Genomic DNA, 22,138 nt, shown 5'->3' with positions numbered 1-22,138 from the left:
TTCACCGCGCAGGTGTGTCCGGCGCCCCTGTCGCCCTGTCACTCTGCCGACGGGTCACTGCTCGCCGCGGACGACGGCGACCGGGCAGCCGGCGTGGTACAGCAGCGCCTGGCTCACCGAACCCAGCAGCATCCCGGTGAACCCGCCGTGCCCCCGGGCCCCGGCCACCACCAACTGGGCTTCCTCGGCGGCGCCGAGCAGTGCGTTCCGTACCCGGGACCGCTCGAGCCGCAGCTCCACGGGCACCTCCGGACGCGCGGCCCGCCAAGGAGCCACCGTATCCTCCAGCCGGCGCCGGTGCTTCTTCCGGAGCTGATCAAGGTCGACCGCCACGTTCAGCGGGTCGGCCGGGCCCTCGTACGGTGTCGGCTCGCTCCAGGTGTTCCACACGTGCAGCGCGATCAGCGGGGCTTCCCGCAGCCCCGCCTCGGTGAAGGCGAACTCGCCCGCCGCGGCCCCGGCGGGCGAACCGTCCACGGCGAGCAGCACGGGTCCCCGCGGACCGGGCCGGCCCCGGACCGCCATGACCGGGCAGTCCGCGTGGGCGGCCAGCCGGACGACCGTCGAGCCGAGCAGCAGATCCCCGAGCCGGGTGTGGCCCCGCCCGCCGACCACCGCCAGTACCGCGTGGCGCGATTCGCTCCGCAGCACGGTCAGGGTGCCCCCGGACGCCACGGTCCTGGTCACCTCCAGGCCCGGCGCACGGTCATGGGCCCGCCGTTCGGCCTGAGCCAGGACGCCGTGGACCATCGGGTCCAGGTCGGCGGAGTGGCTGAAGGCGTGCACGATCCGCAGCTCCGCGCCGCGCAGGCGCGCCTCATGTGCCGCGACGTCCACCGCGGCGAGGCTGGACGGCGACCCGTCCACACCGACGATCACCGCGTCGTCCACCATTCCCTCCCGTCCGTCCCCGGTACGCCCTGAGTACCCGCGGGTGGAGACGGAACACCCCGTGCGGACCCCTGCTCGCCCCCGCACACAGGGCGAGTGAACGAGCAGGAAGGGAGAGGGAGGAGGGGGAAACAGGAAGGGAGAGGGAGGAAGGGGAAAGCGGGACGCGCGCGGGGTCTACGCGTCCCCGTCCTTCTCCCCGCCGCCGCGGACGACCGCCACCGGGCAGTGGGCGTGGTGCAGCATCGCCTGGCTGACCGAGCCGAGCAGCAGTCCGGAGAACCCGCCCCGCCCCCGGGCCCCGACCACCAGCAGCTGAGCCGTACGGCTCGCCCCGATGAGCGCTTCGCGTGTGCCGCCGTGCACCACCTCGTGCCGCACCTTCACACCGGGGTGCCGCTCCTGCCGGCCGGCCAGCGCCTCGGACAGCAGACGCTCCTCGGCCGCCCCCAGCTCGCCGGGCCGGCTCGCGTAGGGCGCCTTCTCGTCCTGCGGCGTGGGCGCGGGCGCGTTCCAGCTGGTCCAGGAGTGCAGCGCGACCAGTTCGGCCCCGCGCAGCGACGCCTCGGCGAAGGCGAAGTCGATCGCCTTCGCACCCGCCGGGGAACCGTCGACCCCGAGCACCACCGGCCCGTCCGCGGCTCCCGTCTCCCGCACGACCAGCACCGGGCACCGCCCGTGACTCGCCAGATGCACCGCCGTCGATCCCACCAGGAGTCCGATGAAACCGCCCATGCCGCGCGATCCGACGACCACGAGCTCCGCGTCGCGGGACTGGGCCTCCAGCACGGTCAGCGGTTCGCCCGTCACCACGGCGTGCGAGACCTCCACGTCCGGTGCCACGGACTCGGCGTGCGCCACCGCCTCGGCCACCAGCTTCTCGGCCATGGTCCGCAGACCGCCCTCGGGCGGTCCCAGCGGCGAGGCGCCCAGTGGCACATGCATGGCGGGCCAGAGGAACGCGTGCACCACTCGCAGCCCGGCCCCGCGCCGCCGGGCCTCCACCGCCGCGGCCCCCACCGCGGCCAGGCCCGATGCCGACCCGTCGACTCCCACAACGATCAGACCACTCATCACGCCTCCAGAATCAGTGCGTCACGGAAATGCTCCCACGCGCGTGTCCCTCCGCCATGGGTCCCATGGGGCACACCCCGCCGCCGGACGGACCCGGAGGCTCCCGAGCCGCGGGTCCGGGCCCCGGCCGGTGCGGTGGGCGACCGGTGGCCGTTGCGCCTGCTGCCCGTCCGTGGCAATACCCGACATCCCGGTGAGCTCGCGGGATGACACCATGTCCTGCCTGGGGCCGTCCACCAGCGTGATGAGGGCCCTCAGTCATACACGGACGACCAGAAGAAGACCGGGAAGGGGACGGGCTGTGCCTGCTCCACGGATGAGCACCACGCCACTGCCGGGCATCGGCGTGAAGTACGATCTCACCACGCGTGAGCACCAGCACCTGTCCGTGGTCGCGCACCGGGACGGTGCCCGCACGGTCAACGTCTACCGTCCCGACGACCCGGACGCCTGTGCCCAGTCGCTGCGGCTGAGCGTCGCCGAATCGGCCGCCCTGGTCGACGCGCTGATGCCCGCTCACCACAGCCCGAACGTGCTGCACACGACCGACCTGGGACTGGTCGCCGAGCGCATCGAGCTGTCCGCCGCCTCGCACTGGAACGGCAGGGTGCTGGGCGAGACGAGGGTGCGCAGCGACACCGGCTCCTCGATCGTGGCCGTACTGCGCCGGGCCGAGGCGATCCCGTCGCCGCCGCCCGACTTCCGGCTGGCGGGCGGTGACACGCTCATCGTCATCGGGACGCGCGAGGGCATCGAGAACGCCGCCGAGATCCTCGGGCGGGAATGAGCGCATGCACTCTTCCGCGATCTTCCTGATCGAGTTCGGCGCGATCATTCTCGGACTCGGTCTCCTGGGGCGCCTCGCCGGGCGCCTGCGGTTCTCCCCGATCCCGCTCTACCTGCTGGCCGGCCTGGCCTTCGGCGAGGGCGGGCTGCTGCCGCTCGGCGCGAGCGAGGAGTTCGTCGCGATCGGCGCAGAGATCGGCGTGATCCTGCTGCTGCTCATGCTCGGCCTCGAGTACACCGCCAGTGACCTGGTCTCCAACCTCAAGACCCAGTACCCGGCCGGCCTGGTCGACATGCTGCTGAACGCCGTCCCGGGCGCGATCCTCGCCCTGCTGCTCGGCTGGGGCCCGGTCGCCGCCGTGGTCCTCGCCGGCGTCACCTGGATCTCCTCCTCCGGCGTCATCGCCAAGATCCTCAACGACCTCGGACGGCTCGGCAACCGGGAGACCCCGGTCATCCTCAGCATCCTCGTGCTGGAGGACCTGGCGATGGCGGTCTACCTGCCGATCATCACCGCCCTGCTGGCCGGCGTCAGCCTGGCCGCGGGAAGCGTCACGCTGGCCGTCGCGCTCGGTGCCGCCGGACTCGTCCTCTTCGTCGCCGTCCGCTACGGGCGGGTCATCTCACGCTTCGTCTCCAGCGACGACCCGGAGAAACTGCTGCTGGTGGTCCTCGGCCTGGCCCTGCTCATCGCCGGTCTCGCCCAGCAGTTGCAGGTGTCGGCCGCCGTCGGGGCGTTCCTCGTGGGCATCGCCCTGTCCGGCGAGGCGGCCGAGGGCGCGCACAGCCTGCTGGCCCCGCTGCGTGACCTGTTCGCCGCGGTGTTCTTCGTCTTCTTCGGACTGCACACCGACCCGCAGTCCATCCCGCCGGTGATCCTGCCCGCCTTCGTGCTGGCCGTCGTCACCGCGCTGACGAAGACAGCCACCGGCTGGTGGGCCGCCCGACGGGCCGGAATCTCCGGGAAGGGACGCTGGCGCGCGGGCGGCGCGCTGGTCGCCCGCGGCGAGTTCTCCATCGTCATCGCCGGACTCGCGGTCACTGCGGGCATCGAGCCCCAGCTCGGCCCGCTGGCCACCTCCTACGTCCTGATCCTGGTCCTCCTGGGCCCGCTCACCGCCCGCTACACCGAGCCCATCGCCCTCCGCCTGACCAGGAAGAAGACCCCTGTGAGCGCCACGGCCACCCCTGCCGGGGCCGTACCCGCCCTGGAGACGCTGGAGCCGGTCGAGGACGGCAAGAGCGAACGGCCGTAGCACGGGACCCGTCCCTCTCCGTGGCACGGGTCCCGTGTTCCCACCCCGAGCGGGGGCGTGGAGCACGGGACCTTCTTGGTGTTCGGTGAGGTGACCCCGGGCCTGGGGCCTGTGGCGGAAGTGGCGTCGTCGCCCGAGGGGCGGTCGCGCGGTGTCATGGGCCCCTGCCCGAGCGAAGCCGAGAGCTCGGGGGAGCGTGCGCTCCCGGCGCGACGCCCAAAAGCTCTCGTACCGGGCGTACCCGGGCTTCCGGGTGGTGCGGATGCGGGGACGGCGGGAGTGCGTGCCGGGAGCATGCGGCAGGCGCCACTCCCGCCCCCGGCCCTAGCCGTCCAGCCGGACCGGCATCAGCAGGGAGAACGTGTCCTCGTCGTCCGGCCGGCGGATCGCGAGGGGCGCCGTGGGGGCGCCGAACTCCAGGACCAGCCGCTCCCGGGCCCCGGCGTCGAGGGCCTCCAGCAGGAACGCGCGGTTGACCGCGAGACGGCCACCGTCCCCGTCCGCACCGTCGTCGCAGACGCGCACCGTGCCGTCGGCGCCGGCCTCGATCACACTGACGTCGTAGAGCGCCCCGTCCTCCTCGCGCACCTCGCCCGTGCGGACGGGGCCCTCCTGCACCGCTTCCCGGAAGCCGGCCACGTCGACCGGGGCGCGGCGCCCGGCGGGAAGACCGACCAGACGGCGGTAGTCCGGGAACTCGTGATCGAGGACCCGACCGGCCACCTGGCGGCCCCCCTCGGTCTCCAGCGTCACCCGGTCGCCGTCGACGGCGAGCCGTACGGGCTCGGGGCCTCCGGCCAGCGCACGCATGGCGTCGACGAGCGGCAGCGGCACGAGGACCCGCACGGGGGACCCGCTGTGCACGGTGACCGGGACCCGCGCGACGGCCAGCCGGTACCGGTCGGTCGCCACCAGGCGCAGCGCCTCGCCCTCGAGGTCGAAGAGGATCCCGCCGAGCATCGGCAGCTCGGGGCCGGTACCGGCCGCGAAGCGGACCGCGTCCAACGCGGCGGCCAGCTCGGGCGAGGCAAGGGCCGACCGGGCCGAGGAGGTACGGAGCGAGGTCATGGGGTTCTCCCTGTCGTCGAGTAGGGCTCGGAGCGTGGAGAACTCACCGCGGGCACGGGACAACCCCTGTTCCAGCCGGCGCAGGTGCGCCTGAAGAAGCTGCCGTACGAGGTCGGTGTCCGTGCCGGCCCAGCCGGCCAGCACCAGCCGGATGTCGGCCAGCGGCATGCCGGTCCGCCGCAACCGCGCCAGCAGCCGGGCCTCGTCCAGCTGCCCGGGGGCGTACCAGCGGTAGCCGCTCACCGGATCGACCCAGGCGGGGACCAGCACACCCGCACGGTCGTAGAACCGCAGGGCACTCACGCTCAGTCCGCAGTCCCGGGCCGTCTCACCAATGCTGCGCATCTCGCTCTCCACGCCCACGACCCTCGTGCCTCGACAAGGTCGAGGGTCAACCCGGACCCGGAAAGGCCCGGCGACGGCCGGTCCGCTTGCTCACCGTGCCCGGCTGCGGCACCCGCGGTCGTCGCGGGGATCCACAGCAGGCGACGGGCTCGTCCGCGTCACTTCAAGGACACGGACGAGCCCGTCGTCACACTCGGGAACACGGTGACGCCACACGGCCGCGAGCGCCACGAACGCGGCCCACCCGTCCCGGCGGATCCGCAGCACGGGGCCGTCGCCCACGGTCTTGGAGTCCCGTACGTACACGGCGCCCGCCCCGGCGGCCACCTCGACGCAGTCGCCGCCGTTGGTTCCGCTGTAGCTGCTCTTGAACCACGCGAGGTCGTCGGACTGCTCAATGTGCTGGCCGATGCTCACAGCTCCCCTGCCATGTGCCTGATGAGGCGCGAGGATTCCTCGGTACTGAGGGCCTGCGTCCGCAGCGTCCCATACCGAAGCCAGAACTCGCTCACCTGCCGTCGGCGGGGCGAAGGGCTGCTGCCAGGACCACCCGCCGCATCTGTGCCGTCCGCGCGCAGGAACTGGGCCGGCAATCCCGAGCACCGCGACATGCTCGCCATGAACGGTGACCGGCGTCTGCGTGATCAGTCCTGCTGAGCGCACGAAAAGACCTCCGTATGATCCCTGGACGGTCGTGAGGGAAGTCTCTCGGTCGGTCGTAGCGGGCCTTACGCCCGTGGCGGGACGGCAGGGCGAGTTCAGAGCTGGGTTTCGCCGCCGTCCACGGCCAGCTCGATGCCGGTGGTGTACGTGGCGTCGAAGGCGAGGAATGCGGCCGCCTTGGCGAACTCCTCGACCGTGCCGTAACGCCCCATGGGGTTGCTCGCGGTCCGCTCCGCCCTGAACTGTTCGGCGGCCTCTTCGGGCAAGTTCATCCTTTCCAGAATCCCCGAGTCGATGGGACCCGGGCTGATCGCGTTGACACGAATACCTCGCGGAAGCAGTTCGCGGGAGAAGGTGCGGGCCATCGAGCGCAGCGCCGCTTTGCCGGCCGCGTAGACGCTGGTGTCCACCAAGCCGATGACGTTCGCGATCGAGGTGGTGAGGACGACGCCGGCGTCCGTGCTCAGCAGCGGGGCGAGCTTCTGCAGAGTGAAGAAGGCGCCCTTGACGTTGATCGCGAACAGTTCGTCGTATGCCTCCTCGGTCGTCGACTCCAGGGGCGTCAGGGCGGAGATTCCGGCGTTGACGAACAGAGCCTCGATCGAGCCGAGCTCGCTCTTCACGCGGTCGGCGAGCGTGTCCAGGTCGGGCAGTGAGGCCACATCGCTCCGGACGGCCACGGCATTCTCGCCGAGCCGCTTGCGCGCCGCGTCGAGCGTGTCCTGAGACCGGCCGGTGATCACCACACGGGCTCCGCCTTGCACCAGCAGCTCCGCTACCGCGAGCCCCATGCCGCTGCTGCCACCCGTGATCACCACATTCTTGTCGCTGTACTTACCCATGCCGAGGTTGCTCCGTTCCATCATCGAAAACGTGGTGATATGTCTGGATGTTGCGGTTCGTGAAGTGAATCAGCGGCGGTTTTCGATCGTCATGTCGCCTGTGGTGACGGCGCGGATGTGGTCGCTGGCGAGCAGGCCGTGCGGATTGCCGAGGTCGATGGCGCTGACCTCGTCGAGGCGGGCCAGCTGGGAGGGAGCGAGGTCGACCTGCAGTGCGCCCAGGTTGTCCTCCAGTTGCGCGACGGTGCGGGCGCCGATGATGGGTGCCGTTACGCCCGGGGAGCGCAGGTTCCAGGCCAGTGCGACCTGGGCAGGTGTGTGGCCCAGCTCCGAGGCCACCTCCTTTACCACATCGGCGATGGCGAGATTACGGTCGGTGACCCATCCCAGGGCGGCGTTGAGGCTTTTGCGGTTGCCGGCGGTCTCGCCGGCGATCGGGCCCACAGGGTTCTGGTCCTCCCTGCTGTACTTGCCGGTGAGCACCCCGCCGCCCAGCGGGGAGAAGGAGACCACACCCAGCCCCATCTCGCGTGCCATGGGGATCAGGTCACGCTCCCCGGTACGCTCGATCAGGCTGTACTCCATCTCCAGTGCGACCAGCGGCGACCAGCCACGCAGGTCGGCGATCGCCTGCATGCGCGACACCTGCCAGGCAGGGGCGCTGGAGATCCCCACATACAGAACCTTGCCCTGCCTCACCAGGTCGTCCAGGCCGCGCAGGATCTCCTCCACCGGCGTCCTGAAGTCCCATACATTCAGATAGAGCAGATCGATGTAGTCCGTGTTCAGCTGCCGCAGACTGGCTTCCACCGACGCCAGCATGCTCTTGCGGTGCGTACCCCCGGAATTGGGGTCACCGGGCTGGCGCAGCGTCGAGTACTTCGTCGCCAGGACCATTTCGGGGCGGTTGGTGCGGGTGAACTCGCCCAGCAGCCGCTCGGAACTGCCGTTGGTGTAGGTGCTGGCGGTGTCGAAGAAGTTGCCGCCGAGCTCGGTGTAGCGGTCGAAGAGCTTGCGCGCCTCCTCCCGCTCGGCGCCCCAGCCCCAGTCGTTGCCGAAGGTGGCCGTGCCCAGCGCCAGCGGTGAGACCCGCAGCCCGGAACGGCCCAGCAGCCGGTAGGTGTCGAGAGTGAGGGGCATGACGTCCTCCTGTGGTGGTGGTACGTGGCTGGTGGTGGTGCGTGGCGTTCGAGAGGTGCGGGCCGGTCGACCGGCATGTGCCCGTGTGTCAGGCGCCGAGCCCGTAGCCGCCGGCCACGGCGAGGTCCTGACCGGTGATGTAGCCGGCGGCGTCCGAGGCGAGGAAGGCGACTGCTTCCGCAACCTCCTGGCTGGATCCGAAGCGCTCGAAGGGGATCTTCGCGCGCATGGCGTCCCGACCGCTCTGGGGCACTCCCAGCTTGTCGAACAGCGGGGTGTCGGTGGCCCCGGGGCTCACGGCGTTGACGCGAATTCCGCGCGGAGCCAGTTCGAGCGCGAGCGAGGGCAGCATCGCCAACAGCGCGCCGCGTGTCCCCGCCCCCACTGTGGCGCCGGGGCTGCCGCGACGGGATCCGATGCCCACGGTCAGGACGATCGAGCTGCCGTCGTTCATGAGGGGAAGGGCTTTTTGGAGGGCGAAGTACTGGCCCTTGAAGTTGAGGTCGGCGTGCTCGTCGAACGATTCCTCCGTCACCTCGGCTACCGGTGCCGGACGGAATACCCCGGCGTTGAGGAAGAGCAGGTCCAGTGACCCGAACCGCGCCGACACCGCCGACATCAGAGCGTCGGTGTCGGAGAGCACGCGCGCGTCGGATCGGACGACGAGCACGTCGTCGGGGAGCTCGGACCGTGCCCGTGTGAGGGAATCAGGATTCTGTCCGGTGACCGCGACCTGGTAGCCGCGGGCGTGCAGCAGCTCGGCCGTCGCTCTGCCGATCCCGGTCGTCCCCCCGGTGATGAGCGCTGTAGGCATGGCAAACCTTTCGTCGCTGAAGCAGCCGGCGAGACTGCTTCACAAACGGGGGACTCCCCGTTTGCGTCACCGTACACTGAACCGGGGACATCCCCAATTCGTTCCCGAGTCTCATCCGGCACTCACGATCGCGAAGGCCATGACACCTCCACGCAGCACCCTGCGCGCCGACGCGCAGCGCAACCGCGAGCAGCTGATCGTCACGGCCGCCGAAGTCTTCGCCTCCGGACGCGCGATCTCGCTGGATGCGATCGCCAAGCGCGCGGGAGTGGGGAGTGCCACCCTGTACCGGCACTTCCCCACCCGAGAGGATCTGGTCGAAGAGGTCTACCGGGACCAGATCCGCCCCTTGCGCGAGGACGCGCGCACCCTGCTGGCCACCGAGCCGCCCGCACAGGCCCTCCACGCGTGGATGCTCCGATTCGCCGACTGGGCCGGCGAACGACGCGGCATCTGCGAGGCCCTGGTGGCCATGAGCGCTTCCGGCCGTTTCGGCACCGGACCGGTCTGTGACGAGGTCCAGCAGGTCCTGGCGATGGTGCTCAAGGCCGGCGCCACAGCAGGAGAACTGCGCAGCGACATCGACCCGACCGACGTGGGCGGCATCCTCGCCGGTTTGCTTTCCGTAGCCGGCGCACCCGAGCAGCGCCCCCAACTAAACCGCATGCTGGACGTCGTCGTCGACGGACTCAGGCCCCGCTAAGCGATACGCCAGCGGTTCGGCGAGACGTCGGCCTATGCCGGACGACATGGCTGCTGCCGCGGCGGTCGTGGTACCCCAGACCTTGGTGAGGTCCCACGGGATGGTCGCCTACGTTCGGCTCGTTCCCCGCCTCGCGACGACGCCCGAAACGGCTCGGCAGGTGCTCCTGCCGTCCTGACCGCTCAAGAGCCCGGCCGTTCTCCTGGGGCGGGGGCTTGATTCTCGGCTCGGATCATTCGACGCAGGCCGCTCCGCCAACCGCCCTGGCCAACCTGCCCGGCCGCACCCGCGCCTGTGTCCTCGGCCACCTCACCCAGCCGACCAGCACGACCGAACTGGCTCAGCGGTTGGAAGTCACTTCCGGCACGGTGAGCCGGCACCTCGGCGTCCTGCACCGCGCCGGACTGGTCACCCGGGCCCGGCACGGACACCTCGTGCTCTACCTGCGCAGCCCCCTCGGCGACCAGTTACTGACGTGACGTGGCGAGCCCAGAGGGACCGCGGGACAGGTCTCGAAGTCCTGACTGTCTGGCAATCACCTACGGCGACGGGCGGCTTCGCGCCCCGGCGCGCAGTCATGGTGATAGATATTTCTATGTTCCGAAAGGGGTACTGCAGGTTCGTGTCCCCCGGGTCCGCGCCCTGGGGCGTTCCACTCGAACGAGAACACCCCCGAAGGGAAAATCCCTTCGGGGGTGTTCGACGTCAGGGGGCGTGACGTGAGGGGAGGGGAGGGGAGGGTGCGCCGGGGTCAGCCGGTCTGCTTCGCGCGCTCCGCGTCCCGCTGCTTGATGCGCTCCGCCTCCTTGCGTACCTCCGCCTGAGTGGCCTGCTCACGCTCCAGCCACTCGGGGCGCTCCTCCCTGAGGGCGTCGATCTGCTCCGTGGTGAGCGGCTCGGTGATTCCGCCGCGGGCAAGACCGGCGATGGAGACGCCCAGCCTCGACGCGACCACGGGGCGGGGGTGCGGACCGTTGCGCCGCAGGTCCTGCAGCCACTGGGGCGGGTCTGCCTGGAGCGCGTTCAGCTCGGCGCGAGAGACGACACCCTCCCGGAACTCGGCGGGGGTGGCCTCGAGGTACACACCCAGTTTCTTCGCCGCGGTCGCGGGCTTCATCGTCTGGGTGTTTTGGTGCGACGTCATGGTGTCCAGGGTATCGACCGTACGCGCGACCGCCGACCACCACCGGCGGGCGCGGCCGGCCCTCAGGCCGTCGCCGGCGGTCCGGGCCCGTGGCCACGGACGGTAGCCTGGCAGGGTGACAGCCTCGGATGTGTCCCCGTCGTTCCGGCTCGTGTACGCACCCGGGGTGATGCCCGGCAAGTGGGTGCGCGTCTGGAACGAGCGGCTGCCCGGTGTCCCGCTGACCCTCACCCAGGCGCCCGCCGCTCGGACGGCCGGCCTGCTGCTGGCCGGTGACGCCGACGCGGGTCTCGTCCGGCTGCCCGTCGACCGGACGGTGCTCAGCGCGATCCCCCTCTACACCGAGCAGACGGTCGTCGTGGTCCCCAGGGACCACATCGTGACGGCGGTCGACGAGGTGTCCCCGGAGGACCTGGCCGACGAGATCCTGTTGCACCCCCTCGACGACGTGCTCACCTGGGAGACCCTGCCCGGGAGGCCCGCCCTCGAACGCCCCTCCACCACCGCCGACGCCGTCGAGCTCGTCGCGGCCGGGATCGGCGTGCTCGTCGTACCGCTGTCCCTGGCGCGGCTGCACCACCGCAAGGACCTCACCCACCGGCCGCTCAAGGGCGCTCCCGAGTCGAGTGTGGCACTGGCCTGGCCCGAGGACGCGACCACCGACCTGGTGGAGGAGTTCATCGGGATCGTCCGCGGCCGGACCGTCAACAGCACCCGGGGCCGCACCCGGCCCCAGCCTTCCGCGGCGCAGGGGAAGTCCGAGGAGAAACCCGGACGGGCCGCCGGGAAGGGCGGAGCCGGGGCCCGGCGCCGGCAGGGGGCGGGAGGGCCGGACGGCCGCGGGAGGCGGAAGGGCACCGGCACCGGCGGTACACCGAAGAACCCGCGCCGGGGCAAACCCCGCCGCGGGTCCTGAGCCCGGGGCCCCGGATCCCGCGGGGCGTCTACTTCACCGTCGAGGCCGGCGTCGGCGCCGGGGAAACGGTGTTGAGGTCCTTCAGTTCCTCGGGGATCTCGAGCACCAGCACCGGGGCGCCCGCCGGCGGGGCTGGCGGCGTCACCTGTTCCCGGGGCATCTTGGGCGGGCTGGTCTGCTGGAAGTTGACCTGCTCGTGATTGACCAGCCCGGTCTTCTCCAGCACCGTGATGTGGTCGAGCACGGTGTCGTTGGCCTGGTCGGCCAGCTGCCGCACCAGGGTGTTCCTGGTGTTGGCCCGCACCTTGGCGATCGCCGGGAAGATCTGGCCGTGGGTCACCCGCATGATGTTCACCGCCAAGGTGTCGAATTCCTTGTCGTTGGTGGTCTTGATGCTCTCCACGAACTGTTCCTGCTGGGGCGAGGCCTGGTTGGGCAGGGTGATGCCCAGTTCGAGGGAGATCTTGCGGCAGCTCTCGTCGAGCCGCCCGTGCCCGACGACCAGGTGCTCGCCCGCCTCCTTCATCTCCGGCGTCGTACCCCGTTCCATCGCCAGCAGGCCCAGGGGGTGTTCCCACAGCCCGGCCGCGCGCACCTTGACCACGAAGTCGCGGTCGGCCTCGGTCAGCTGGCCGTACTGCGTGTTGGCGACGACCCGGTCCGGGGTGCTCGATGTGTTCTGCACGCCCAGCATGGTGGGGTAGGCGAGCGCGGAGAGGGTGAGAACCATGGCTCCGCCCACGAACGCGGTTCCTGCCGTGCTGCGCGAGATGCGCATCGTTCCTCCTGGTGTATCAACAGCCCAACACCAGGGAGTACGGACGGAAGTGGCGAGACAATCACCGTTCCGGAAGAAATCTTCTGCCGGGACGCGCACGGTCTCCCGCCGTACGGCCTCATGCCGCGTAGGAGGCGTTCCGTGCGGTACGCACCACCCTGTCACCGTCCGTGCCGCTCAGCAGGCCGGCGAGGACCCAGTCGGCGACCGTCGTCCGTACCCGCGTGACCAGCGCGTCCTTGCTGCCGAAGGGGGCTCCCGCCCAGATCTCGTCCAGTAGCGTGACGCCGTCGTTCCGGGCGGGGTTGGCGACGCCGGCGTCGGAGGTGCCGAAGACCACGCGGGGTTCCGAGCGCCGGAAGTAGGCGTGGGCCGGGTCCTCGGTCCCCTCGGCGAAGGGAGCGAACTCGACGCCGTCGAGGGTGTGGTGCAACGGCTTCCCGGCGACCGGGGTGAGCGAGGGCAGCAGATCGCCGGAGAGACCGGCGTTGCCGTACAGCGCGCACCGCAGGTGCTCGGTCGACGGGTCCAGGGCGACCAGGTTGACCGGACCCAGGAACAGGGTCTGCAGCGTGGGGTCGTCGGGCGTGCGCTCCGCCCTCAGCCGGAACGGCACCAGGACCCGCACGGTGTCACCGGCCCGCCAGGTCCGTCGGACGCCGAAGTAGCCGCCCGGGACCGGAGTCCCGGGCGCCGCCCGCCCGTTGACGGTCACCCGGAACCCGCCGGTCGCCCAGGACGGCACGCGCAGCAGCAGGGCGAACGAGGCGGGGCCGCCCCCGATGGTGAGCGTGCTGCCCTGCTCCTCGGGGAAGCGGGTGGTCTGCGTGACCGTGACGCTCTTCTCGGACCAGGTGAGTTCGGAGGGGCTGTAGAGGTTGACGTACAGGGCGCTCGCGTCGGCCTTCGCGAAGTACACCGAGTCCTGGTACTTCGTGGCGCTCTCCAGGCCGGTTCCCTCGCAGCACGTCGTGCCCTGCTTGGGCGTGTAGTCGCGCACGTGACCGGGCGACAGGCCGATGAAGTAGGTGACGAGCGGCTTCTCCGCGTCCGGCCGGTCCTGCTTGGAGCCGAGGACCTGGTTGTGCAGGGCCCGTTCGTAGTAGTCCATGTACGCCGGGTCCTGCTCGTGGAAGAACAGCGTCCTGCTCAGCTTGAGCATGTTGTACGCGCAGCAGGTCTCGGCCGTGGTGGCACCGATCGTGCCCGCGATGACATCGCGCGCCCGCCAGAACTCGCCGCTGCTGGTGCCGCCGATCCCGTACATGCGATGCGGGACGACCATGTGCCAGAAGTTCTTCGCGGCCGTGAGGTACCGCTCCTCGCCCGTCTCGTCGTGCAGCCGTACCAGGCCGGTGAAGACCGGGATGTGCTGGTTGGCGTGCAGTCCGTCGAGCACGTCGGTGTTCGCCGCGCAGGCGTCGATGAGCCGGTCCAGGTCGAACAGGCGGGCCAGGGCGAGGTGTTCGGCACGGCCGGTGAGCGTGTGCAGGTCGCAGACCGCCTCCACGATGCCGCCGAACTCTCCGCTGGAGAACAGCCCCCACATCCGCTGAAGGGTGGCCGCGGGCAGTACGGACAGCCGTGCGTGCATCCAGTCGCACAGGCCGGAGGCGAGATCGAGCGCGCGGTCGTCCCCGGTGGCGAGATGCGCGTCCAGGAGCCCCCGGAGAATCTTGTGCGCGGTGTAGTAGGGCGCCCACACCCGTGTGTAGTCGCTGCCGGTCATCGACTCCAGCTCGATGAACTGCGTCTCCGGGTACGCGGCCAGGAACCCCGGATGGCTCGGACCGCCCCAGGTGCGGCGCAGCGTCGCGTCGAGTCCGCGGCCGGAGGCGTCGGCGAAGGTCCCGCCGGACGTCTCGTCGAAGGAGTACGAGGCCAGGTCGCCCCGGCCGGTCGACGCGTCGGCGGCGCGGCGGTCGGCCAGCTCGGTGATCTCGGCCCCGGTCAGCGCGCGCGAGAAGACGTCGACCTCCTCGAAAGCGCCCGCGAACACCGGGTCGCCGGAGAAGTGGGAGCGGCCCAGCCAGTGGTGGGCGAGGGGGCCGAGGGACGCCGGGGTCAGGGTCAGGGACGTGTTGCGGGCCACGGCGGTGCCGTCGACGTAGAGGGTGCCGGCGGCGCCGTCCAGGGTGACGGCCAGGTGGCTCCACTCGCCGAGCGGCAGCGGCGCGGTGCCGTCGAGCCCCTGTTCACCGCCCGGCCCGGAGGCGGTCACGGCGAACCGGGGCACGCCGTTCGCGTTGCGGGCCGCCAGGTACAGGTAGCGGGTCGTGTCGTCGCCGAAGTCGAAGACCCGGGCCCAGACGGCGTCGTGGGCGGGCCGCACCCAGGCGGACAGCGTGAGCGCCGGGGCGGTGCCCAGAACGGCGGCGGGGAGGTCCACGTACTGGTGGGAGCCCCGTACCTGTTCCGCCGCCCGGCCGAACCGGCCGTCGACGCTCAGCACCGCCGGAGCGTGGCGCAGCGCCTCGCGCACCTCGGCCAGAGCCCCGACCACGGTCCCGATCCGGTCCGCGAACACCTGCTCCCCGGTGCTGCGGTACGCCTGTGCCAGCATGGTCAGGAAGTGGCCGGTGTAGTGGCCGCGCAGATTGCCGTTGGCCTCCCCGTCCAGCCCTTCCCAGCCGCCCGGGGCGACCGCACCGCCGGTGGGCAGGCCGGCGTTGGCGCGGAACACCTGGAGCAGCCGGTGGACGTCGTAGCCCCGGGCGTGGTCGAGCATCAGGTGCCGCTTGTCGGCGAAGACGCCGGGACCGAGCGTCACGTCCTCCAACCCGAACGGACGCACCGTCCAGGTGGACGGCACGACGGTGGTAAAGGCGGCGGCAGCACTGGTGGCGGCTGCCGCGGCGCCCGGTGGGCCCGGAGCGGCGGCGGCTCGCCCGGCGGCCTCGGCGGAGACCGCGGTCGCCGTCGCCGCGAGGGCCGCGGTCCGCAAGAGGGTTCGTCTGGAGAGGGGCCGTGCCATGAACGCTCCTCTGATCGGGACCTGGGTATCGGCGTGGGGTGGGGGCGCCGAGTCCAGGTGTTCGGCATTGCGAACGTCGTGCGATTGATCGACCAGACGATAAGGAGAGGGCGGGAGGGCGTCAACGGGTCGGAAGGGTGTCAACAGGCAGGGGGGACCGGATCCGGCCGTTCGCCGAAGACACCCGCCCGACGGGTCCCGGGCCCGCCGCCCGGCCGCTTCCGCCGTGTTGCGCGGCCCCGTCGGGCGGGCCCCGTCAGGCCGGCCGGGCGGCTCGCGTCAGCCACTCGTGCACGGCCCGTGCCGTGAACTCCCGCTGCCCGCCGCGCAGCAGCAGCGCGGCCGTGGCGAATTCCGGGGCGTCGGCCTGCGCCGCGACGTACGGGATCGCGATGCAGCGCATGCCGGCGGCGTGCGCGGCGGCGGCGCCCGGGGTGGCGTCCTCCAGCACCACGCAGTCGGCGGGGTCCGCCCCGAGCCGGCGGGCCGCCTCCAGGAAGACGTCGGGAGCGGGCTTGCCGCGCGGCACCTCCTCCGCCGAGACGGCTGTACGCAGGTGGGCGTCCAGGCCCGTGCCGGCCAGGATCGCCCCGATCGCCCCGGGCGAGGAGCCGGAGGCGACGGCCATCGGTACGTCGTCGGCGGCCAGCAGCTCGACGAACCGGCGCATCTCGGGGTACACGTGTGTCGAGGCGCCGGCCAGCCGGAGGTAGTGGCCGTTCTTGACTTCCAGCAGTTCCTCCACCGAGGCGTGCAGCCCGTAGCGCTCCCGCCAGTCGGTGATCGTCTCCCGGGTGCTGATCCCCACGTAGCGCTCGTGCTCCGTCCAGGAGAAGCCCGGCACGCCGTGCTCGGCGAGGGTCAGCCGGCCCGCCTCGTAGTAGTTCGGCTCGCTGTCCACGAGTGTTCCGTCGAGATCGAAGACGACCGCAAGTGTGCCGAAAGTGCTCATGGGGTCCAAGGATGCCAAGGTCCGGACGGTGGAGGGGCTCCCGGGCGGACTCTAGGAGCGAGCCGTCCGGCCGATCGACTTCACCAGCGGAAGCAACCGGTGCGGGACGCGCTCGCGCAGGGCCACCTCGGTGCGGGTGCGGACCACGCCGGGCAGGTTGATCAGCTTCTGGACCACGTCCTCGAGATGCGCGTTGTCACGCGCCACGACCCGGGTCAGCAGATCCCCGCCGCCGGTGATCGAGAACGCCTCGACGATCTCCGGCACGGCGGCGAGTTCGTCGCCGACCTCGTCCAGATGCCCCTGCGTGACCTCGATGTGCACGAACGCGAGCACCGGATGGCCCAGCGCGGCGGGGGAGAGGGTCGGACCCGTCCCCGTGATCACGCCGTCGCGCTCCATCCGGTCGAGACGGGCCTGGAGCGTGCCGCGCGCGATTCCGAGGACGCGGGCGTACTCCCGCACGCTGGTGCGCGGCTGCTCCAGCAGCAGTCGCAGGATGCGGGTGTCCAGATCGTCCACGGCCATGGTGCCCGGCCTCCTGTCCTGCGGGCTCGTCACCGGTGATCGCTCCCGACTGTACCAATGGCCGGCCAACTGTCCGTACCGTTGAGCCACACATCGTCGGCCGTTGGTACTCCACCGGCCACTCTCCGGCCACCTCTGCTGTGCCATTGGTCCAGCCAGAAAAAGGAGAGTTGAGCCAGCGGGGGCCGAGATGCTGAGATATGCGCATCGATGGCGCTGCGGACTCCGCGGCGCCTTTCTCGTGCCGACGCGCAACGGCGTCATGGCACGCAACCGCGCATCCGCGCACACCACGATTCTCCGAGGGGCGGTCGGCAGTGCTGAAGAGGGTGTTCACGGCCCCGGACCCGGGCCGGGCGCGGCTGCGCTTCGCCGCGCGGGCCGTGCTCGGCATCGGCCTGGCGGTCGCTGTCTGCGGCCTGGCCGGCCACTCGCTCACCGGCGTCGTCACCGGCGGGCTCGCCGCCCTCCTGGCCCTGTTCACCGTCACCGACGCCACCGTCCGCGGGCAGGCGCTCACCACCGCCCTGCTGCCCGCCGTCGGACTGCCCGTGCTCGCCGCCGCGGCCGGGCTGTACGACCACCCGGTGGCCCGGGACCTCACCTTTCTCGCCGTGGTCGGGCTGGGCGTCTACGTGCGGCGCTGGGGCCCGCGCGGGCACAGCCTCGGCGTGTTCGCGTTCATGACCTACTTCGTGGCGCAGTTCCTGCACGCGACCACGGACCAGCTGCCCGAGCTGTACGCCTCCGTCCTGCTGTCCGTGTCCACCGCGGCCGCGGTGCGCTTCGGGCTGTGGTGCTACGAGCGCCGCCTGCCTCCCGCGGTGGTGCCCGCCGCGCCCGGCGGTACCGGGCTGGCCCGCGTGACCACGCGGCAGGCGGTCCAGGCGACGGCCGGCGCGGGCTTCGCGCTCGTCGTGGGCCAGCTGGTGTCCGGCGAGCGCTGGTACTGGGCCGTCGGCGCCACCTGGTGGGTCTTCGTCAACACCACCTCGCGCGGCGAGACCCTGGTCCGGGGCTTCCGGCGGGTGCTGGGCACTGTCATCGGCATCGGCCTCGGCCTGCTCGTCGCGGTTCCCGCGCACGGCGACGGGCTCGCCACGGCGCTGGTCGTCGCGGTGTCCGTCTTCGGCATCTTCTACACGGCCGCCGTGTCCTACACCTGGATGATGCTCTGGGTGACGCTGCTCGCCGCCATGCTCTACGGCCTCCTGGGCGTGCTCGACCCCGGGTTGCTGGCCCTGCGGGTGGTGGAGACCGGCGTCGGAGCGCTCGGCGCCGGGCTGGCCGTGGCCCTCGTCCTGCCCGTGACCACCCACGGCGTCACCGACGCCTGGATCCAGCGGGCCCTGCGGTGCGTCCACGCGTGTACCGCGGAGGCGGCCGCGCGGCTGGCGGGAGCCGAGGGCGCCGACCCGGCGCCGAAGGTGGCCGAGCTGGAACAGCTGCTCGCCCGGGTGCGGCTCTCGGTCGCCCCCCTCGTGCACCCGCTGAACCCCATGCTCGGCCGCAAGCGGCGCGCCCGTGCGGTTCTCGCGCTGCTCGACGACTGCGCCCGGGAGATCCGCGGCCTGGTGCTCGTCGCCGCCGACCCGGAGGCCTCCCACGACGCCCGCCTGGCCGGTGCGTGCCGACGTGTGGAGAGGGCGGTCGAGGCGCTCACCGACGGCCGGGACGACATCACCGTACGGAGGCCCCCGGCAGCGACGGAACCGGCCCTGATCCATCTCCACGGCCTGGAACGGGCTCTCGCCGAACTCGCCGCGCCCCTGCGGGCCCCCTCCGGGTCTCCGCTGGTCGGTCCCTGAGGGCGGTGCTCCGAGCGGACGGGGGGCAGGTTCCCTCCTGGTCCAGACCTTCAGGGGTCGGCTGCTAGCGTCACCCCGGTCGGTGGGAAGCGAGAGGGGAGCAGGCGTGAGCGTGGGGGACACGGGTGTGCCGGACGGCGGACGACGACGGCGGGCGTTCATCGGGTCGTTCACGACGGCGGGCGGTCCGGGCGTCGTCACCGCGGACCTCAGCCCCGACGACGGCGCCCTGACCGTCCTGAACACCGTGAACGGTCTGCCCGACCCCTCCTGCCTGGCGCTCTCGCCCGACGGGCGGACCCTCTACGCGGTCAGCGAGACGACCGAAGGGGCCGTGGCCGCGTTCCGGCTGCCCGGGGCCGAGGACGGGGCAGGGGACGGAGCCGGGGACGCGGATGACATGCCGGAGCCGGCCGGGCCGGCGGTGCCGGTCCACGGGGACGGGCCGACCCATCTCTGCCTCTTCGCCGGACACGTCCTCACCGCCAACTACGGCTCGGGCAGCGTCACCGCCGTCCCCGTCCGCGCCGACGGGAGCCTGGCACGCTCCGCGTCGGGGGTGTTCCCGCACACCGGCCCGGGGGGCCGCCGGCAGCGGCCGCACGCACACCAGGTACAGCCCGACCCGAGCGGCCGCTGGGCGGTCGCCGTCGACCTCGGCACCGACTCGGTACGGGTGTACACGCTGGCCGACGGGACCCCCGCGCCGCACAGCGAGACGGTGCTGCGTGCCGGTTCGGGTCCGCGTCACCTCGCCTTCCACCCGGACGGCACGCGCGCGTACCTCCTCCACGAACTCACTCCCACCCTGACCGTCTGCCGCTGGGACACCGCCGGGGGCACGCTGCGGCCGCTCGCCGAGATCCCCGTCCTGCCCGGCGTCCCGTCCGGCGACGCCTACCCGTCGGGCGTCGCCGTCTCGCCCGACGGCCGCTTCGTATGGACCGCGACCCGTGGAGAGGACGTCCTGTCGGTGTTCGCGGTCGTCGACCGCCCGGACGGAGGCGACGGGGCGGCGGGGACGGACGGGGCGCCCGGTCTGCGGCTGATCACCACCGTGCCCTGCGGCGGCCACTGGCCCCGCGCGCTCGTCGAGTCCCACGGCTTCCTGTACGTGGCGAACGAGCGCTCCGGGGACGTGACCTGGTTCGCGATCGACCCGGACACGGGGACCCCCAGGCGCCGCGGCTCGATCCCTGTGACGGCGGCGTCCTGCGTGGTCGTCGGCTGAGCACCCAGGCCGCACGGCCCCGGCCGCGCACACCCGTTCGCGGGCACCCGTCCGCGCGCGCCGAAAGGCCCGCCCCGGTGACCGGAGCGGGCCTGTTCGGCGTCTGCGTCGTGGAGCGGATGAGCCCCGCCCGGGGTCAGTGCGCCGACGTGCTCTGCGCCTGCTGCGGGCTGATGCCCAGCGCGGAGGTGTACTTGGCCAGGGCGAGCTTGCCGATCGCCGGGTAGGGGCCCAGCGCCTCGGCGGCGGAGCACCCCAGCTCCTTCGCGGCCTCCTCGACCAGGCTCGCGTCGATCTCGGGGCCGATCAGGTACGGCGCGAGCGCCAGCTGCTGCGAACCGGAGCTGCGCAGCTGCTCGGCCACCGACGCGATCGACCCCTCCTCGTCCAGGGCCGCCGCCATCACCGGCACGGCGAGACGCGCGGCGAGCAGCATGCCGGTGATCCCGGCCGCCTGCACGGCCTCGTCACCGCCCACGGAGGCGAGGATGATGCCGTCCGCGGCGGTTGCCACGGTGAACAGACGGGCGCGGTCGGCGCGGGCCAGCCCGGCCTCGGACAGCCGTACGTGCAGCGCCTCGGCGAGCAGCGGGTGGGGACCGAGGACGTCGGTCAGCTCGGCGGCCACACGGCTGTCCATCACGGCCTGGCGGACCTGGCGCAGCAGCGCGCTGTCCGGACCGGCGAGCAGCGGCACGACGACGGCGGCGGGGCCGTCCGGCTCCTTGACGTCCATACCGGCCGCGCGGGCCTGCTCGAAGCGGGCGGTGCGCTCCTCGGCGGCGTGCGCCAGCACCGACTGCAGCGTGGGGAACTCCGCGTCGTCCCCGTCGAGGTAACCGATCCGGGCGTCCAGGCCGGGCAGCTCGGAACGGGCGATGCTGATGACCTCGTCGGCGAGGGAGCGGGTGGCACTGCTGGGAGTACCCGGCACGGCGAGGACGAGCGCGGGCGCGCCCTCGGGAGCCACCAGAGGCTCGGGACGGCGGTGCCGTCCGGGCTGGCGGGGGCGCGGCATTCGTACGGGCAGGCCGGACGCGGGCCCAGGGGGGGTGCTCATGGAGCGGAATGTTAGTGGTTTCCCGGGCTCCCCCGTTCGGGGAGGGTGCGCCTGCGCGGACTACGTCCTTATTTGTCTGATGTGTTATGTACGGACATCGGGCGCACCGGTGCCGCCCTCACCTGCCGGGCCCGTCACGTACAGCATCTTCTCGTCCCTCGGAAGGGTGAGCGAACCCGTCGCGAGGTCGGTGGCGATACGGACCGCCCCGTGCAACGGATCTCCTTCCGCGGCCAGCAGCCGTGCCCGTGGCAACCGTTTCGCCAGCTCCTCACCCAGGGGTACGAGGAGGGGGTCCCCCAGGTTGAGCAGACCACCGGTGAACGCAACCAGCTGCTCGCCCGAGCCTGCTTCCGAGCCCGAGCCCGAGCCCGAGCCCGAGCCCGGTTCCGGGCAGACGGCCACCGCCGAGTCCGCCATGTGCCGGGCGGCCGCCCGCAGAATGCCCGCGGCGACGGCGTCACGGTCGGCGCACTCGGCCACCCGGGGCGCGAAGGAGGCGAGAACGGCCGCCCGGTCGGTACGCGGATACAGGCGGCCGGGAAGGGACGCCGCCGGGCCGAACATTCCCTCGGCGCACTCCAGCAGCAGCCCGGAGCCGCCGTCCCGTCCGTCGTGCGCGCGCAGCGCCGCCTCCAGTCCGGCCCGCCCGATCCACGCGCCGCCGCCGCAGTCGCCGAGCAGATGTCCCCAGCCGTCCGCCCGGCGCCAGCCGGCCAGGTCGGTGCCGACGGCGATCAGGCCCGTACCGGCGGCGACCACGGCGCCCGGCCGCGGCCCCAGGGCGCCGACGTAGGCGGTGACGGCGTCCGCGGCCAGCGCGACGCGGCGCACTCCCAGTTCCCGGGCCAGCGCCCCCGGCAGTTCGGCGCGCAGCGCGTCCCCGAGGCTGGCCAGCCCGGCCGCACCGACGGCCGCCGTGTCCAGCCGACCGATGCCGGCCTCGGCGGCCAGTTCCCGCGCCATGGGCACCAGTTGTTCCGCCACATGGACGGGGTCGATCCCTCGGGAGCCGGTCCGCACCGGCTCCCCGGAGGCGCCCCGGGCGAGCGGGCCGCGCCCGGCGGCACCGACGACGACCCGCAGCCCCGAGCCTCCGGAGTCCACGGCGACGAATCCGGGCCCGGCGTCCCGCGCGCCTGACGCCGCCACCTCCTGCCGGACC

The 22,138-nt window shown here is 72.3% G+C and carries 20 protein-coding genes and 1 pseudogene; 7 read left to right on the top strand and 14 right to left on the bottom strand.

The window, feature by feature from the left end:
• Positions 1-54: 54 nt before the first annotated feature.
• Positions 55-894 (bottom strand): universal stress protein, encoded by an 840-nt coding sequence (locus tag ORI94_RS14530; RefSeq protein WP_416237825.1) that lies wholly within the window; start codon positions 892-894, stop codon positions 55-57.
• A gap of 174 nt (positions 895-1,068) precedes the next feature.
• On the bottom strand, positions 1,069-1,965 hold the full coding sequence (locus ORI94_RS14525) for a universal stress protein (protein WP_266075237.1): 897 nt from the start codon (positions 1,963-1,965) through the stop codon (positions 1,069-1,071).
• A 316-nt stretch (positions 1,966-2,281) separates the two neighbouring features.
• Here ORI94_RS14525 and ORI94_RS14520 point away from each other — a divergent pair, with 316 nt between their 5' ends.
• On the top strand, positions 2,282-2,752 hold the full coding sequence (locus ORI94_RS14520; RefSeq protein ID WP_266075235.1) for a cation:proton antiporter regulatory subunit: 471 nt from the start codon (positions 2,282-2,284) through the stop codon (positions 2,750-2,752).
• A 4-nt stretch (positions 2,753-2,756) separates the two neighbouring features.
• Complete coding sequence (locus ORI94_RS14515; RefSeq protein WP_266075233.1) at positions 2,757-4,007, top strand: cation:proton antiporter; 1,251 nt, start codon at positions 2,757-2,759, stop codon at positions 4,005-4,007.
• A gap of 324 nt (positions 4,008-4,331) precedes the next feature.
• On the opposite strand, the gene ORI94_RS14510 is transcribed toward ORI94_RS14515, so the two are convergent.
• The 5 genes and pseudogenes from ORI94_RS14510 to ORI94_RS14490 form a co-directional block, all read right to left on the bottom strand.
• A complete protein-coding gene (locus ORI94_RS14510; RefSeq protein WP_266075231.1) occupies positions 4,332-5,420 on the bottom strand; it encodes a MerR family transcriptional regulator in 1,089 nt (362 codons plus the stop codon).
• A gap of 216 nt (positions 5,421-5,636) precedes the next feature.
• A pseudogene (locus tag ORI94_RS14505) lies at positions 5,637-5,831 on the bottom strand (DUF397 domain-containing protein); the annotation flags it as partial.
• 347 nt (positions 5,832-6,178) lie between these two features.
• Complete coding sequence (locus tag ORI94_RS14500; RefSeq protein WP_266075229.1) at positions 6,179-6,925, bottom strand: SDR family oxidoreductase; 747 nt, start codon at positions 6,923-6,925, stop codon at positions 6,179-6,181.
• A gap of 69 nt (positions 6,926-6,994) precedes the next feature.
• Positions 6,995-8,065, bottom strand: a complete 1,071-nt coding sequence (locus tag ORI94_RS14495; RefSeq protein WP_266075227.1) for an aldo/keto reductase — start codon at positions 8,063-8,065, stop codon at positions 6,995-6,997.
• 88 nt (positions 8,066-8,153) lie between these two features.
• Complete coding sequence (locus ORI94_RS14490; RefSeq protein WP_266075225.1) at positions 8,154-8,879, bottom strand: SDR family oxidoreductase; 726 nt, start codon at positions 8,877-8,879, stop codon at positions 8,154-8,156.
• Positions 8,880-9,018: 139 nt separating this feature from the next.
• Between ORI94_RS14490 and ORI94_RS14485 the strand changes: the two genes are divergently transcribed.
• Both ORI94_RS14485 and ORI94_RS14480 read left to right on the top strand, forming a co-directional pair.
• Entirely contained in the window at positions 9,019-9,582 is a 564-nt protein-coding gene (locus tag ORI94_RS14485; protein WP_266075223.1) for a TetR/AcrR family transcriptional regulator, read from the top strand.
• A 215-nt stretch (positions 9,583-9,797) separates the two neighbouring features.
• Positions 9,798-10,061, top strand: a complete 264-nt coding sequence (locus ORI94_RS14480; RefSeq protein ID WP_266075221.1) for an ArsR/SmtB family transcription factor — start codon at positions 9,798-9,800, stop codon at positions 10,059-10,061.
• A gap of 272 nt (positions 10,062-10,333) precedes the next feature.
• Here ORI94_RS14480 and ORI94_RS14475 read toward each other — a convergent pair whose 3' ends face one another.
• Positions 10,334-10,726, bottom strand: coding sequence for a DUF5997 family protein (locus ORI94_RS14475; RefSeq protein ID WP_266075218.1), 393 nt, complete (start codon positions 10,724-10,726; stop codon positions 10,334-10,336).
• Between the two features lie 115 nt (positions 10,727-10,841).
• Between ORI94_RS14475 and ORI94_RS14470 the strand changes: the two genes are divergently transcribed.
• A complete protein-coding gene (locus ORI94_RS14470; RefSeq protein WP_266075217.1) occupies positions 10,842-11,642 on the top strand; it encodes a LysR family transcriptional regulator substrate-binding protein in 801 nt (266 codons plus the stop codon).
• A gap of 28 nt (positions 11,643-11,670) precedes the next feature.
• Here ORI94_RS14470 and ORI94_RS14465 read toward each other — a convergent pair whose 3' ends face one another.
• From ORI94_RS14465 to ORI94_RS14450, 4 genes are all read right to left on the bottom strand, one after another.
• Complete coding sequence (locus ORI94_RS14465) at positions 11,671-12,420, bottom strand: DUF4142 domain-containing protein (RefSeq protein WP_266075215.1); 750 nt, start codon at positions 12,418-12,420, stop codon at positions 11,671-11,673.
• Positions 12,421-12,538: 118 nt separating this feature from the next.
• Positions 12,539-15,394, bottom strand: coding sequence for a beta-L-arabinofuranosidase domain-containing protein (locus ORI94_RS14460; protein WP_266075213.1), 2,856 nt, complete (start codon positions 15,392-15,394; stop codon positions 12,539-12,541).
• A gap of 256 nt (positions 15,395-15,650) precedes the next feature.
• Positions 15,651-16,346 carry an HAD family hydrolase gene (locus ORI94_RS14455; protein ID WP_266075211.1) on the bottom strand — a complete coding sequence of 232 codons (696 nt, stop codon included), beginning with the start codon at positions 16,344-16,346 and terminating at the stop codon, positions 15,651-15,653.
• A 51-nt stretch (positions 16,347-16,397) separates the two neighbouring features.
• Positions 16,398-16,874 (bottom strand): Lrp/AsnC family transcriptional regulator, encoded by a 477-nt coding sequence (locus ORI94_RS14450; protein ID WP_266075209.1) that lies wholly within the window; start codon positions 16,872-16,874, stop codon positions 16,398-16,400.
• Positions 16,875-17,191: 317 nt separating this feature from the next.
• Between ORI94_RS14450 and ORI94_RS14445 the strand changes: the two genes are divergently transcribed.
• Together ORI94_RS14445 and ORI94_RS14440 are read left to right on the top strand one after the other, a co-directional pair.
• The gene (locus ORI94_RS14445; protein ID WP_266075207.1) at positions 17,192-18,682 is read left to right on the top strand and encodes an FUSC family protein; all 1,491 of its coding nucleotides are present in this window, start codon (positions 17,192-17,194) and stop codon (positions 18,680-18,682) included.
• Positions 18,683-18,809: 127 nt separating this feature from the next.
• Positions 18,810-19,913 carry a lactonase family protein gene (locus ORI94_RS14440; protein WP_266075547.1) on the top strand — a complete coding sequence of 368 codons (1,104 nt, stop codon included), beginning with the start codon at positions 18,810-18,812 and terminating at the stop codon, positions 19,911-19,913.
• Between the two features lie 136 nt (positions 19,914-20,049).
• On the opposite strand, the gene ORI94_RS14435 is transcribed toward ORI94_RS14440, so the two are convergent.
• Positions 20,050-20,973, bottom strand: a complete 924-nt coding sequence (locus ORI94_RS14435; protein ID WP_266075205.1) for a sirohydrochlorin chelatase — start codon at positions 20,971-20,973, stop codon at positions 20,050-20,052.
• An 84-nt stretch (positions 20,974-21,057) separates the two neighbouring features.
• The gene (locus tag ORI94_RS14430; RefSeq protein ID WP_266075203.1) at positions 21,058-22,125 is read right to left on the bottom strand and encodes an N-acetylglucosamine kinase; all 1,068 of its coding nucleotides are present in this window, start codon (positions 22,123-22,125) and stop codon (positions 21,058-21,060) included.
• Positions 22,126-22,138: the final 13 nt, after the last annotated feature.

Origin of the sequence: Streptomyces sp. NEAU-W12, assembly GCF_026242095.1 — a bacterium.
GTDB lineage: Bacteria > Actinomycetota > Actinomycetes > Streptomycetales > Streptomycetaceae > Streptomyces.
Note: the sequence above shows the minus strand (reverse complement) of the source record. Positions and strands in the feature narration are given on the sequence as shown.